The organism is Pseudomonas sp. Z4-20 (assembly GCF_051131955.1).
Classification (GTDB): Bacteria; Pseudomonadota; Gammaproteobacteria; order Pseudomonadales; family Pseudomonadaceae; genus Aquipseudomonas; species Aquipseudomonas marvdashtae.
Genome location: NZ_CP071641.1, coordinates 107,983 through 122,055 on the forward strand (window position 1 = coordinate 107,983; position 14,073 = coordinate 122,055).

General features: G+C 60.9%; 12 protein-coding genes. 3 read left to right on the forward strand and 9 right to left on the reverse strand.

Going from position 1 to position 14,073, the window contains the following annotated elements:
* Positions 1–17: 17 nt before the first annotated feature.
* The 3 genes from J3P82_RS00525 to coxB all read right to left on the reverse strand — a co-directional run bounded on the left by J3P82_RS00525 (position 18) and on the right by coxB (position 3,405).
* A complete protein-coding gene (locus J3P82_RS00525; protein WP_186643361.1) occupies positions 18–569 on the reverse strand; it encodes a cytochrome c oxidase assembly protein in 552 nt (183 codons plus the stop codon).
* Positions 570–602: 33 nt separating this feature from the next.
* Positions 603–2,195, reverse strand: a complete 1,593-nt coding sequence (gene ctaD, locus J3P82_RS00530; RefSeq protein WP_135843045.1) for a cytochrome c oxidase subunit I — start codon at positions 2,193–2,195, stop codon at positions 603–605.
* Positions 2,196–2,277: 82 nt separating this feature from the next.
* On the reverse strand, positions 2,278–3,405 hold the full coding sequence (gene coxB, locus J3P82_RS00535) for a cytochrome c oxidase subunit II (RefSeq protein ID WP_434559869.1): 1,128 nt from the start codon (positions 3,403–3,405) through the stop codon (positions 2,278–2,280).
* 374 nt (positions 3,406–3,779) lie between these two features.
* Between coxB and J3P82_RS00540 the strand changes: the two genes are divergently transcribed.
* Positions 3,780–4,430 carry a hypothetical protein gene (locus tag J3P82_RS00540; RefSeq protein WP_434559871.1) on the forward strand — a complete coding sequence of 217 codons (651 nt, stop codon included), beginning with the start codon at positions 3,780–3,782 and terminating at the stop codon, positions 4,428–4,430.
* 63 nt (positions 4,431–4,493) lie between these two features.
* Here J3P82_RS00540 and J3P82_RS00545 read toward each other — a convergent pair whose 3' ends face one another.
* The 3 genes from J3P82_RS00545 to J3P82_RS00555 form a co-directional block, all read right to left on the reverse strand.
* Complete coding sequence (locus J3P82_RS00545; RefSeq protein WP_434559873.1) at positions 4,494–6,023, reverse strand: SulP family inorganic anion transporter; 1,530 nt, start codon at positions 6,021–6,023, stop codon at positions 4,494–4,496.
* A gap of 93 nt (positions 6,024–6,116) precedes the next feature.
* Positions 6,117–6,848 carry a carbonic anhydrase gene (locus tag J3P82_RS00550; protein ID WP_186615599.1) on the reverse strand — a complete coding sequence of 244 codons (732 nt, stop codon included), beginning with the start codon at positions 6,846–6,848 and terminating at the stop codon, positions 6,117–6,119.
* 216 nt (positions 6,849–7,064) lie between these two features.
* Positions 7,065–8,123, reverse strand: a complete 1,059-nt coding sequence (locus tag J3P82_RS00555; RefSeq protein WP_434559875.1) for a PA0069 family radical SAM protein — start codon at positions 8,121–8,123, stop codon at positions 7,065–7,067.
* Positions 8,124–8,308: 185 nt separating this feature from the next.
* On the opposite strand from J3P82_RS00555, the gene J3P82_RS00560 reads away from it, so the two are divergent.
* A complete protein-coding gene (locus J3P82_RS00560; RefSeq protein WP_434559877.1) occupies positions 8,309–8,983 on the forward strand; it encodes a phosphatase domain-containing protein in 675 nt (224 codons plus the stop codon).
* Here the strand turns inward: J3P82_RS00560 and J3P82_RS00565 are convergent.
* The 3 genes from J3P82_RS00565 to prlC all read right to left on the reverse strand — a co-directional run bounded on the left by J3P82_RS00565 (position 8,959) and on the right by prlC (position 13,444).
* Positions 8,959–10,974: a M3 family metallopeptidase gene (locus J3P82_RS00565; RefSeq protein ID WP_434559879.1), complete on the reverse strand. Its 2,016-nt coding sequence runs from the start codon at positions 10,972–10,974 to the stop codon at positions 8,959–8,961. The genes J3P82_RS00560 and J3P82_RS00565 overlap by 25 nt on opposite strands.
* A gap of 116 nt (positions 10,975–11,090) precedes the next feature.
* Entirely contained in the window at positions 11,091–11,369 is a 279-nt protein-coding gene (locus J3P82_RS00570; RefSeq protein ID WP_434559881.1) for a YheV family putative zinc ribbon protein, read from the reverse strand.
* Entirely contained in the window at positions 11,366–13,444 is a 2,079-nt protein-coding gene (gene prlC / locus J3P82_RS00575) for an oligopeptidase A (RefSeq protein WP_434559883.1), read from the reverse strand. The genes J3P82_RS00570 and prlC overlap by 4 nt, the downstream gene beginning before the upstream one ends.
* A gap of 72 nt (positions 13,445–13,516) precedes the next feature.
* On the opposite strand from prlC, the gene J3P82_RS00580 reads away from it, so the two are divergent.
* The gene (locus tag J3P82_RS00580) at positions 13,517–14,062 is read left to right on the forward strand and encodes a gamma carbonic anhydrase family protein (protein WP_434559885.1); all 546 of its coding nucleotides are present in this window, start codon (positions 13,517–13,519) and stop codon (positions 14,060–14,062) included.
* Positions 14,063–14,073: the final 11 nt, after the last annotated feature.

The following is a 14,073-nucleotide window of genomic DNA, read 5'->3' on the forward strand; positions in this document are numbered from 1 at the left end:
TCTCCTTATCGGGCACGCTATCGCTCAGTGTTTACGGCCACCGGTGGATGACGGGCAGTGATGTCGAACAGCGTGTAGGACAGCGTCAGGTGCTTCACTTCCTTGGGCATGTCCCGGTCGACGATGAAGCGCATGGGCATTTCGATGCGTTCGCCGGGTTGCAGCACTTGCTGGGTAAAACAAAAGCATTCGGTCTTGTGGAAATACGCCGCGGCGTTGCTCGGTGCGATGCTCGGTACCGCCTGGGCACTCATCGGCCGGTTGGTGGGGTTGTGGGCGACGAACACCATCTCGTTGACCGCCCCCGGCTGGACCACCAATTGATCGCCCTTGGGATAGAAGTCCCAGACCATGTCCACCGAATTGGTCGACAGGAACTGCACCCGAACCTGCCGCGATTCGTCGACGGTCTGCTCGCCTTCGTACTGCCCGCCGGTCTTGCCATTGATGCCGAACGCCTTGCACATCACGTCGTAGATCGGCACCAGGGCAAATCCGAAGATGAACATGGCCACCACCACCAGCAACAGGCGGGTGACCAGTTTTTTCAGCGAAATCGAATCAGCCATGGACGCTGCTCCGGGCACCTAACCCTGTGGTGTTCATTTCACTTCCGGCGGCGTGGTGAAGGTGTGATACGGCGCCGGCGACGGCACGCTCCACTCCAACCCTTCGGCGCCATCCCACGGCTTCGCCGGTGCCGGCTCACCGCCGCGGATGGTCTTGATCACAATGAACAGGAAGAAGATCTGCGTGGTGCCGAACATGAACGCACCGATGGACGAAACCATGTTGAAGTCGGCGAACTGCAGGTTGTAGTCGGGAATCCGCCGGGGCATGCCCGCCAGGCCGACGAAGTGCATCGGAAAAAACGCCAGGTTCATGCCGACGAACGACAGCCAGAAATGCAGCTTGCCGAGGGTTTCGTCGTACATGTGGCCGGTCCATTTCGGCAGCCAGTAGTAGGCCGAGGCGAAGATCCCGAAGATCGCGCCAGGCACCAGCACGTAGTGGAAGTGCGCGACCACGAAGTAGGTGTCCTGGTACTGGAAGTCCGCCGGCGCGATGGCCAGCATCAGCCCGGAGAACCCCCCGATGGAAAACAGGATCACGAACGCGACGGCAAACAGCATCGGCGTCTCGAACGTCAGCGAGCCTTGCCACATGGTGCTGGCCCAGTTGAACACCTTCACCCCGGTGGGCACGGCGATCAGCAGGGTGGCGTACATGAAGAACAGCTCGCCCACCAGCGGGATGCCGACCACAAACATATGGTGCGCCCAGACAATGAACGACAGGAAGGCAATGGCTGCCGTCGCGTAGACCATCGAGGTGTAGCCGAACAGCGGCTTGCGCGAAAAAGCCGGGATGATCGAGCTGACGGCGCCGAAGGCCGGCAGGATCATGATGTACACCTCGGGGTGACCGAAGAACCAGAACACGTGCTGGAACAAGACCGGGTCTCCGCCGCCGGCGGCACTGAAGAAACTGGTGCCGAAGTGGATGTCCATCAGCATCATCGTCACGCAGCCGGCCAGCACCGGCATCACGGCGATCAGCAGGAATGCGGTGATCAGCCAGGTCCAGACGAACAGTGGCATCTTCATCAAGGTCATGCCCGGGGCACGCAGGTTGAGGATGGTGGCGACCACGTTGATCGCGCCCATGATCGAGCTGATGCCCATCAGGTGGATCGCGAAAATGAAGAACGTCACGCTTTCCGGCGCGTAGGTGGTGGACAGCGGGGCGTAGAAGGTCCAGCCGAAGTTCGGCCCGCCGCCGGGGGTGAACAGCGTCGAGACCAACATCAGGAACGCCGCCGGCAGCAACCAGAAGCTGAAGTTGTTCATGCGCGGCAGGGCCATGTCCGGCGCGCCGATCATCAGCGGGATCATCCAGTTGGCCAGGCCGACGAACGCCGGCATCACCGCGCCGAAGACCATCACCAAGCCGTGCATGGTGGTCATCTGGTTGAAGAATTCCGGCTGGACGATCTGCAGGCCCGGCTGGAACAGCTCGGCGCGGATCACCATGGCGAACGAGCCGCCCAACAGGAACATGGAGAAGGCGAACCACAGGTACAGGGTGCCGATGTCCTTGTGGTTAGTGGTCAGTACCCAGCGCATCAGGCCTTTGGCGGGGCCGTGGGCGTGGTCGGCGCCGGCATGACCGTGGTCATCGATCACAGCACTCATGTCCTGTCTCCTTCGAACGAATGGGCTGGTCGGCGCGGGGCAACGAGCCCCGGCCAGTTGCGGGAACGAACGTCAGGCCGGCTCATTGGCTGTCCGCCTGTTTGAGTTCCAGCACTTCTTTGGGCGTCACCATGTCGCCCTTGTTGTTGCCCCAGGCGTTACGCTCATAGGTCACGACCGCGGCGATATCGACTTCCGACAGCTGCTTGCCGAACGCTGCCATCGAGGTGCCGGGTTTGCCGTGGAAGACGATGTCCAGGTGATCCTTGATCGGCCCGGTGGCGATTTTCGAGCCCTTGAGCGCCGGGAACATCGGCGGCAGGCCCTGGCCTTCGGCTTGGTGACAGGCCACGCACGTGGTGTGGTAGACCTTGTCGCCACGCTCGACGAGTTCTTCGCGCGTCCATTCCTTGCTGGTCAACTCTTTAAGCTGCGCGGCTTCGGCCTTGCGTTCGCCCAGCCATTTCTCGTAGTCGGGCTTGCTCTTGACCTCCACCACGATCGGCATGAACCCGTGGTCCTTGCCGCACAGCTCGGCGCATTGGCCGCGATACAGGCCGGGCTTGTCGACACGGGTCCAGGCTTCGTTGACGAACCCGGGAATGGCGTCGCGCTTGACCGCGAACGCCGGCACCCACCAGGAGTGGATCACGTCGGCGGAGGTCACCAGAAAGCGCACCTTGGCATCGACTGGCAGCACCAGCGGCTTGTCGACTTCCAGCAGGTAGTGTTCACCCTTGGCGCTCTGGTTGTTGATCTGTTCGGCAGGCGTGGCCAGGTTGCTGAAGAACTCGACGTCCTGGCCCAGGTATTTGTAGTGCCACTTCCATTGGTAGCCGGTGACCTGGATATCGATCTCCGATTCGCTGGAGTCGTACATCTTGATCAGGGTGGCGGTGGCCGGAACCGCCATGGCCACCAGGATCAGCAGGGGCACGATGGTCCAGAGGATTTCGACGCGGGTGTTTTCATGGAAGTGCGCGGCGTTCTGGCCGGTTGAGCGGCGGTGCATCATCATCGACCAGAACATGGCGCCGAAGACAATGACGCCAATGACCACACAAATCCAGAAGATGGTCATGTGCAGGTCGAATACTGCGTTGCTGATCTGTGTCGCTCCAGGCGCCATATTCACAGTCCAGGCCGCTTGCGCCTGACTGAAAATCGACCACAACAGGAGGCCCATCCATACGTGTGGATGTCGCGTCATTGCGGGTTCCCCTTATCGTTCTTGTTATCCCGTAGGCGTAACGCCTGCGGCAAGGGATCGGCTACTTCAGACTACTCACTTGATTCGCCGCGCCTTGCTGCACATGCAATCGGGTGTCATCAGCTAACTCCATTCCAACCCGAGTATAGACAGCACCTGCAACCTCGCAACGCGACGGCGTAAATCGTTTGAAACAGCCGGGGCTTGCGCTAGAGCCCACGAATGGAGAAGGATGCGAACCTGAGTGATGGCAAACCGATATAACAGCGACGCATCAAGGAAGGGGCAGTTATGAAAAATAGGTCTTAGGAGTCAATTTGCGCCAGCTAAGTTATGTCATTCCTATTTCATTGCCGTTGTTTCCTGGAGTTGTCATGAACACCGCCGCATTGCGCGAGCAGATCCAAAAAGCCCAACAACACGAGGCTGAGACCGGCCTGTTGACCCGTCAATTGACGGCCCAGTTGCCGACCCTGCACCGTGCCATCCAATTGCCGGACGCCAACGCCAATGACGTCCTGGCGCGGTTTGTCGCTGCCTACATCGATGAAGTGCCTGACCTGCTGGACGCCGCCAATGACGTCGCCAGGGAGGCGGGTATCGAGTCGCAGATCAAACCCGTACTGAAAATCGCCGAACAGTACTTCCTCCAACCGCCGACGATCATGGCCGGGCACGTCGGGCTCGACAGCCTGCTGGACGAAGCTTACCTGGCGCACCGGTTTGTCGAAGAGGTCAACGACCTGTACATCAAGCATTTCGGCCAGCCACTGATCCCCTTGGACATGACGGTCGCCAATCTGATTGCTCACCAGTTGATCGGCGAGGAATTTGCCAACCAACTCGATGAGGTGGTGCATCACACGTTCGATGAGATGCTCAACGACGAGACGTTTGCACTGGAGTCGGTAGAAACCTACCGCGAGAAACTCAGCAGCCCGCAGACCGGCGCGGCCTGGAAGCGCTGGCCGTGCATGTCACGGCGCTTGGGCGTGGGTCTTGAGTTGGATCAGCCGGCGGCTTGATCCTTAGCGACAGCCGAACCATGGAAGCGAGCCAGCTCGCTTCCATGGTGCTTGATGGGGATGTCAGGAAGCCGTTGCGCCAACCCCAACGGTTGTACGCAATCGTCCTTCCAGCCGGCGCTTGAGTCCGCGCGACTCAATCAAAAGCTTCGAACCCTTGCTGGCATTCGCCCGGCCCCATTCCTCCAGCAATTCCAGGCACGAGTGGTCGATGTAGCTCAGGTTGTTGAGCGGCACATGCACGGTCGCGCCTTCCGGTACGGTATTGAGCACTTGGGTCAGCGCTGGCACCTTCAGGAAGGTTGCCGCGCCCACCAGGCGCAATTCCATCTCACCGTCCTGGGGCAGATCGATCAGGCTGATCTTCAGGCGCGAGGCTTTCCACGCCAGTTTCGCCAAGGTCAGGCCGAAACCGATCAGCACGCCGGTCAGCAGGTCGGTGAAGATGATTGCCAGCGCCGTCGCGGCGTAGGTGAACATCGGCATCCGTCCATAACGGCCCAGACTGCGAAACGCCTTGAGGTCCACCAGTTTGAAACCGGTGTACACCAACACGCCCGCCAGGCTCGCCACCGGAATGCTTTGCAGCACGCTGGACAACAAGAGCACGAAGAGCAGCAGCCACAGGCCGTGGAAGATCGTCGACATCCGTGTGGTTGCGCCGGCCTGCACGTTGGCGGAACTGCGCACAATCACACCCGTCATCGGCAGGGCGCCGAGCAAGCCACACAGCATGTTGCCGATACCTTGGGCGGACAGCTCGCGGTCGAAATCGGCGCGTTCGCCGCTGTGCATTCGGTCCACGGCGGCCGCCGAGAGCAAGGTTTCGGCACTGGCGATGAAAGCGACGGCGAACGCCGCGATCAGCACCGACGGGTCGGCCAGGTTCAGCAGATCGGCCGGGCGCAGCCAGTCGATGGCTTCGGCCATATTTTCCGGGACTTCCACGCGCTTGACCTGCAAGGCCAACAACAGGCTCGCAGCCGTTGCCAGGCCAACGCCGAGCAGGGCGCCGGGAACGAAGCGCAGGCTGTGAGGACGAAATTTTTCCCACAGCCACATCACGGCAATTGTCGAAAGACCGAGCAGACCCGCCTGCCAACCGAACGACGGTAAAGCCTGGGCCACTGCCGCGGGGAACGCCGCCAGGTTATCCAGTCCCGAGGGCTTGGGCGCTGCGTCGAGCATCACATGGACCTGGGACAAAATGATCAGCACGCCGATACCGGCCAGCATGCCGTACACCACCGCAGGCGCGGTGACCCGGAACCAGCAACCGAGGCGAAAGCGTCCGGCCAATAACTGCAGGAGACCGGCCAGCAGCAGGATCGGCCCGAGCATTGCCACGCCATGCTGGCGCACCAGCTCGAAGACCAACACCGCCAGGCCGGCGGCTGGACCGCTGACTTGCAGCTTGGAGCCCGCCAGGAAACCGACCACCAATCCACCGATGATGCCAGTGATCAAACCTTTGGCGGGTGGCAGCCCGGACGCGATGGCAATACCCATGCACAAGGGCAGCGCCACCAGGAACACAACCACGGAAGCCAAGAGCTCCCGTGGCAGAACAGCTTTTAATTGAGCAGCACGCATGGCGACTCTCCCGAAGATTTCTTCAGGCATGGCGAGGCCCGCCCGCGAAATAGCGGGCAAGGCTTTGAACCATGCAAGGATTTTTAGGAGCGCTTAGAAGCGCGCTTTGGGCGTCGCCACCGGTATCGGATGGCTGCCATCGAGCGGCAGGAAACAGCCCCGGTCCGCGTCAAAGGCTTTGATTTCGCTGGTCTCGATGTTGTACACCCAGCCATGGATGAACAACTGGCCGCTGGCCATGCGAGAAGCCACCGAGGGGTGCGTTCGCAAATGCTGCAACTGCGCGATCACGTTCTCTTCGGTGAGGATGGGCATGGTCTGCTTCTCATCACCGCACGGGCAGTTGTCGTGAACCATGGTCTTGGCCACTTCGGCGTGGCGCAGCCAGGCTTTTACCGTGGGCATTTTTTCCAGGGTGTCGGGGTTGAGCACCGCACGCATGGCGCCGCAATCGGAATGGCCGCAGACAATGATGTGTTGCACACCGAGGGCCAGTACGGCGTATTCAATGGCGGTGGAAACGCCGCCGTTCATTTGCCCATAGGGGGGAACGACGTTGCCGACGTTACGGGTCACGAACAGGTCGCCGGGGGAGCTGTGGGTGATCAGCTCGGGCACGATGCGCGAATCGGCGCAGGTGATGAACATCGCCCGTGGTGTCTGGGCGGTGGCGAGTTTCTTGAAGAGCTCTTCCTGTTGCGGAAAGATCTCGTGATGGAAATGCAAAAAGCCGTCAACAATATGCTGCAGCGCTGCATCGGCGGTCTCCGCCTCGGGTTGGGCTGAAGCCGACGCAGCCAACGGCTGTTTATCCTTGTCACTCATGATTCATCCTCTTTGACGGTTACGACGCCAGTGGCTGGTTAAAAAACATCCAGGTCGAGATGCCCGACCCGTCAGTCACTCGCTGAACAAGGTAGCCGCCGAAACTTAACTCAAACTGAATGGAAGGCTCTAAACCGTATCTTACAAGGGATAAACAGGCCGCTGCGGCGCGTTTGCGCGGTCATGGCCCAAGATTCGATTCAAGACCAATTGTAGTTAAATCAATGACATCTGTCGGCCCGGCGGACAGAACGCCTCGCAGTCGAGATTGTAAACATCGCGTCGATCAAAGCTCAAACGCTTCAGCATTTTGCTGAAGCGCTGGGCCAACAGATCGGCAAAAGGCCCCTCGCCGCGCATTCGCGCGCCGAACCGGCTGTCGTACAGCTCGCCGCCGCGGCTCTGGCGCACCAGGCTCAGCACGTGAGCGGCGCGTTGCGGATAGTGCGCCTGCAGCCATTCTTCAAACAGCGGCGCCACTTCCAGCGGCAGGCGCAGCATGACGTAGGAGGCGGTCTGCGCGCCGGCGGCGCGGGCTTCGGTCAGCAGGCTTTCGATTTCGCTGTCATTGATCATCGGGATGATCGGCGCGCATAGGACACCGACTGCGATGCCCGCCTCGCGCATCACCTTGATCGCCCGCAACCGCGCCTTGGGCGCTGCCGCGCGCGGTTCGAGGATACGCTTGAGTTCATCGTCCAGGGTGGTGAGGCTGATCATCACCTTGACCAGGCGCTGTTGCGCCAGCTCGGTCAGCAGATCCAAGTCCCGCAGGACCAGCGAACCTTTGGTGACGATGGTCACCGGATGCCGATAGCGCAGCAGCACTTCCAGGATTCGGCGGGTAATCCGTTGCTCGCGCTCGATCGGCTGGTAGGGGTCGGTGTTGGAGCCCAGGGCGATCGGTGCGCATTGATAGCCGCGCTTGGATAATTGTTCCTCCAGCACATCGGCGGCGTTGGTCTTGGCGATCAGCTTCGTTTCGAAATCCAGTCCGGGCGACATGTCCCAATAGGCATGGCTGGGCCGCGCGTAGCAATAAATACAGCCATGTTCGCAGCCACGGTAAGGATTGATCGAGCGGTCGAACGAAATGTCCGGCGACGTATTGCGGGTGATGATGGTCTTCGCCGTTTCGATGCGCACTTCGGTGCCTTGGGTGGGCGGGACTTCCTGGTACCAACCGTCATCCTCAACCACCGAACGACTCGGGGCGAAGCGGTTATGCGGGTTGGTGGCGGTGCCGCGACCGCGGGGCGGAAGGGGGACGGACATAGGATTACTCCGAAAGCTGTATGTGCATACAGTATTCTGCGAATCCGATTTAGACCAGTGCCATTCGGCAGACCGCGCCCGCGCGCTTGGTCCCTGGCTGATTCACAGCGCGTTGACATCTTTCTCACAGGTCTTTAACCGGAGCGAGCCGAGACTGCAGCCTTTCCAACTTGCTGGTTAACGTCATGTACAAGCGCTTCTCTGTGTTGATGCTCTGCCTGGCCTTGCTCGCGGTGGCCGACTCTGCGGCGCAAGCCGCCGATGTTGCGCAGAGGCCCGATGAATGGGCCCAGCCAGTGGCCGAGCGCTACCACCTGTTCCAGATGTCGCCCACGCTTTATCGCAGCGCCTTGCCGGACGGCGCTGCGTTGCCCTTGCTGGCCAAACTCGATATCGGCACCGTCATCACATTCCTGCCCGAGTCGGATGCCAACTGGTTGTCGACCTCCGGCATCCGGCAAGTGCAGTTGCCTTATCGCACCAATCACGTCGACGACAGCGACATCCTCAAGGCTTTGCGCGCCGTCCAGGACGCCGAGGCCAACGGCCCGGTGCTGATGCATTGCAAGCACGGCTCGGACCGCACCGGGTTGGTGGCCGCCATGTACAGGGTGGTCGTCCAGGGCTGGAGCAAGGAAGACGCCCTGGACGAAATGACCGAAGGCGGATTCGGCGACAGCCACCACTTCAAGGATGGCGTTCGCTACATGATGCAGGCCGATGTGGAAAAGCTTCGTCTCGCCTTGAAGAACGGCGATTGCAGCACCAGCGTCTTCGCGCTCTGTTCGTTGAAAAGCTGGGTGAACTCAACGACCACCGCACAGCACCTCGACCCTCAGGTGCTCGCGCCGGCACGATGATCGGTCGCTTTCAGGAACGCGGCGATGGATTCGGACAGCGGCCGTGAATCGCCCCGTTCGAGAATCGTCTCGCGCAAGGCTTTGGCCGTTTGCCTATCGTAGAGCCCGTTGCGCTGGAATCGCTTGAACACGGTGTCGGCCAGACGTTTCGACCAGGCATAGGCGTAGATGCCGGCGGCATACCCCGTGACGATGTAATCCAGGCCGTTGGGCCAGCGTTCGTTTGCAAACACGGGCAGATGCCCCACTTGGGCGTTGACTTGGTCAAATACCTGCTGGGCCGTTCGCCCGTCGCCATGGCTGCGGTGCAGCTCCATGTCGAATAGGGCATCGCGCAAGAACGCAGCCGTGTCCCAACTGGCCTGGATTTTGAGATACGCCAGCAACTGTTCGGCAATCGGCTCTGGCAGGGGCGCGCCAGTTTGGTAATGCCGGGACAACCGAACCAGGCATTCCTTGGAAAAACACCATTGTTCGAACAATACGCCAGCAAATTCGGCGGCATCCCGGGACAGTTCGGAAATGCCCGACACCGCACGATACTCCACCAGGCTCAACACATGGTGCAAGCAATGGCCCAGTTCGTGAAAAAGCGTTCGCAGTTGACGATGGTCCAGCAGCACGGGGCTGTCACTTGAACCACGCGGCAACCAGCCGTGCAGCGTGGCAATCGGATAGCGAGGTCGTCCCTCGGCGGTGATGCGGCGGTTTCGCAGGGTGCTGGTGTTCGGGAAACTATCCTGATCAGCGTCCTCGAACGGATCGAAATAAAGGTAGCCGAGGAGCTCGCCCCGTTCGCGAACCTCAAAAAGACGCACCTGCGGATGCCAAGTAGCCACGTCCCGACGTTCGATGATGTCCACGCCAAACAGGTCTTTTGCCATCCGCAACAGCTGTGAAAATGTCGATTCCAACTCAAACCAGGCGCTGACGGTCTGTTCCGAGACGCCCGTCGTTCGATGGCGGAGCTTTTGCGCCAGATATTGATAATTCCACGGCTGCAGGCTGCTGAAACCTTGGGCTTGAGCAAATGCCTGCAACTGCGCGGCGTCCTGGATAAACACGCTTTGCTGCTGTTGCAGCATGCCTTGCAGGAATGCCAGGACCTCTTCGGGCGACTGGGCTTGTTCCGGCAGGATCGCCAACTGAGCGTAATTCGAATAGCCCAGCAAGGTTGCCAGCTCATGGCGATCCCTGAGCAACTGCCACAGCACGTCGCCATTGTCGAACACGCCGGCATGCGGCCCCTGATCGGACGCACGCGTGCTGTAGGCGACATACACCTGCTTGCGTAGGACGGCATCGTCCGCGTAACGCATGACGATGCGAAACGATTCCTCATTGAGGGTCAGCAACCATCCCGTGCGCCCCTGTTCACGAGCCTGCGCGGCCATTCGCTGCCTGAAGGAAAGCGGCAGGCCACTCAATCGGGCTTGATCATCAAATGTTCGGCTCCAGGCCTTGTTGGCCTCATGCAAATGTTCCAGGAACAGGCTTCGGGCGCCTTGGATGCGCAGCTGCAAGTCCTTCAGAACCGGCTGCGAATCGGACCCCCATCCGTTACGGCGAAATTGCCTGAGGATCTTTTCCAGGGTCCTCGTTCTCACTGGGGAGAAATGCTTGGCTATCTCGCTGTCCGCCAAGCGTTGAAATAACTGAAACAGCTCGGGGTTCTGCTTCAACGACCGCTTGAACTGTTGCAAGCGTGGGGTGCAGTCGAGCGAAGCCTGTTCCCAGGCTGATTCGGTCCTGGTGGAAGCCAGGCGCTCCAGCACATAACCGAACCCCTTGAGTCGCGCATGAATTTCATCCATGGCCAGGACCAAGTCGTCCCAGGTGGGAAAGGGTGCTTGAGTCTTGATGATCTCGGCGACTTTGGCGCGGCTCTCGTTGATGATCTGATCGAGGGCCGGGGAAAAGTGTTCGGCTTGAATCTTGGAAAAAGGCGGCAAGTCATAACGTTGCAACAGCGGGTTTTCGGCGGGGTGCATGGAGACTTCCTGTCAGTCTGAGCGTGTCGGACCAGTCTGGAGAGGAAGGGGTTTGACGCGGCGGTATATAAGTATCGCTTCCGGACCGGGCGGCCCGGAAGTTGATGCCTAAGATTTCAGTCGGTTTTTTTCTTCAACTTGGGGTTGGGGAAAAACTGCACCGCCTGAACCTTGGCGTCAGGCGTCTTCAGCGCCGAGGTGTTTACCCGGGTGCCCAATTCCTTGGGCACCGACAGGCCTTGCTCGTTGAGTGTGTCGCAATAACCGCACGCCACACATTCACGGTGCGGCACGCCGTCTTCGTTCCACATCATCAACTTGTCCGGCTCACTGCACGCCGGGCAGACCGCCCCGGCGATAAAGCGTCGTTTGGTAATCACAGGCCCCTCGCTCATGCTGCCGCGTCCTCGCTCAGGCCGCTATGGCGCAAGAGTGCGTCAATCGATGGCTCGCGGCCACGGAAGTCGACGAACAGCACCATCGGCTCCTGGGAGCCACCGCGGGCCAGGATTGCCTCGCGGAAGGCGCGGCCGGTGTCGGCGTTGAGCACGCCGTCTTCTTCGAATTTGGAAAAGGCATCGGCCGACAGCACTTCTGCCCACTTGTAACTGTAATAACCCGCCGCGTAGCCGCCGGCGAAGATATGCGCAAAGCTGTTCGGGAAGCGGTTGTAGGCCGGTGGGCGCATCACCGACACCTCGTCGCGCACGCCTTCGAGCACTTGCAGCACGCTGCGGCCGTCGCCGTGGGTGGCGTGCAATTCGAAGTCGAACAGCGAGAACTCCAACTGGCGGACCATCATCAGGCCGGATTGGAAGTTTTTCGCCGCGAGCATTTTCTCCAGCAGGTCCTGGGGCAGCGGTTCACCGGTTTCATAATGGCCGGAAATCAGCGCCAGGCCTTCGGGCTCCCAGCACCAGTTTTCCATGAACTGGCTCGGCAGCTCGACGGCGTCCCAGGCCACGCCATTGATGCCGGACACGCCGGCATGTTCAACGCGGGTCAGCAGATGGTGCAGGCCGTGGCCGAACTCGTGAAACAGGGTGGTGACTTCGTCATGGGTCAGCAGCGCCGGCTTGCCACTGTCAGCCGGGGTGAAGTTGCACACCAGGTTGGCGACCGGGCTTTGCAGGACGCCCTCGAAGGTGCGACGACGGTCGCGGGCACCGTCCATCCAGGCGCCGCCACGCTTGTTGGCGCGGGCATAAAGGTCGAAGAAGAAACGACCGACGTGCTGGCCGTTTTCCTTGATTTCGAACAGGCGAACGTCCGGGTGCCAGGCGTCGAAGCCTTTCAACTCGGCGATCTCGATGCCATAGAGACGCTGGACGATGGCGAACAGGCCGCTCAGCACCTTGTCGATCGGGAAGTAGGCGCGCAGGGCTTCCTGGGCGACGCTGTAACGTTGCTGGCGCAGTTTTTCACCGTAGAAACCGCTGTCCCAGCTTTGCAGGTCGGGGCAGCCCTGTTCGGCGGCGTAGGCTTTCAGTTGTTCCAGGTCCTGGGCGGCGAACGGTTTGCTGCGCTTGGCCAGGTCGCGCAGGAAGCTGAGTACCTGATCGCTGGATTCGGCCATTTTGGTGGCCAGGCTCAGTTCCGCGAAGTTGGCAAAACCGAGCAATTGAGCCAGTTCCTGGCGCAGGTCGAGGATCTGCTCCATCACCGGGCCGTTGTCGTTCTGGCCGGCATTCGGGCCTTGGTCCGAGGCGCGGGTGCAGTAGGCCGCGTAGACTTCTTCGCGCAGGGCGCGGTCTTCGGCGTAGGTCATCACCGCGTAATAGCTGGGGAATTCCAGGTTGATCAGCCAGCCGTCCAGCCCTTTGGACTGGGCCGCGGCGGCCATTTGTGCCTTGGCCGAGTCGGTCAGGCCGGCGAGGGCGGCTTCGTCTGTGACGTGCTTGGTCCAGGCCTGGGTGGCGTCCAGCAGTTGGTTGGAGAAGCGGCTGCCCAGCTCGGACAGTTTGCTCTGCACTTCGGCGTAGCGCTTCTGCTGTTCGGGCGGCAGGTCGATACCCGACAGGCGGAAGTCACGCAGGGAGTGTTCGAGGATGGTTTTCTGCGCCACATCGAAACCGGCCGCCTCGGGGCTGTTCGCCAGGGCTTCGAAGGCCTGGAACAGTTTGCGGTTCTGGCCCAGCTCGGTGGAGTAGGCACTCAACGCCGGCAGGCAAGCCTCGTAGGCTTCACGCAGTTGCGGGCTGTTGCGCACGGCGTTCAGGTGACTGACCGGGCTCCAGGCCGCGCCCAGGCGATCGTTGAGCTCGTCCATCGCCAACACCAGGCCGGCCCAGGTAGGCTGTTGGACTTGGGTCTTGAGGATTTCGGCAATGGCCGCACGGTTGTCAGCCAGGATCTGCTCGATGGCCGGTTGCACGTGCTCGGCACGGATCGCCGAGAAGGGCGGCAGGTCGTAGGGCTGCAAAAGAGGGTTGTTCACGCTCACGGTTGACACCTTGGCTGGAAGAAACATGCGCCCATCTTAATTACAATCGACGTTCACCGCAGCTAGCAGCGCCTATCACCGGATAAGAGAGAGCCTATCGTGACCCTTCGCACGTACCAGAACCACAGCCCGCGGCTTGCCCGTGGGGCTTTTGTCGACAGCACCGCGGTGGTGATCGGCGACGTCGAAATCGGCGAAGACAGCTCCGTCTGGCCGCTGACGGTCATTCGCGGCGACATGCACCGCATCCGCATCGGCGCGCGCACCAGCGTCCAGGACGGCTGCGTGCTGCACATCACCCACGCCGGTCCGTTCAACCCGGATGGATTCCCGTTGCTGATCGGCGACGACGTGACCATCGCCCACAAGGTCATGCTCCATGGCTGCTCCGTCGGCAGCCGGATCCTGATCGGCATGGGCAGCATCGTCATGGACGGCGCCGTGGTCGAGGATGACGTCATCATCGGTGCTGGCAGCCTCGTGCCGCCGGGCAAGCGCCTGGAAAGCGGCTTTCTCTACGTCGGCAGCCCGGTGAAGCAGGTCCGGCCGCTGACCGACAAGGAGCGGGCATTTTTCACCTACAGCGCGGCTAACTACGCAAAACTCAAGGATCTGCATCTGGCCGAAGGTTACGACCAGCCCTGAACCGTCCCGCC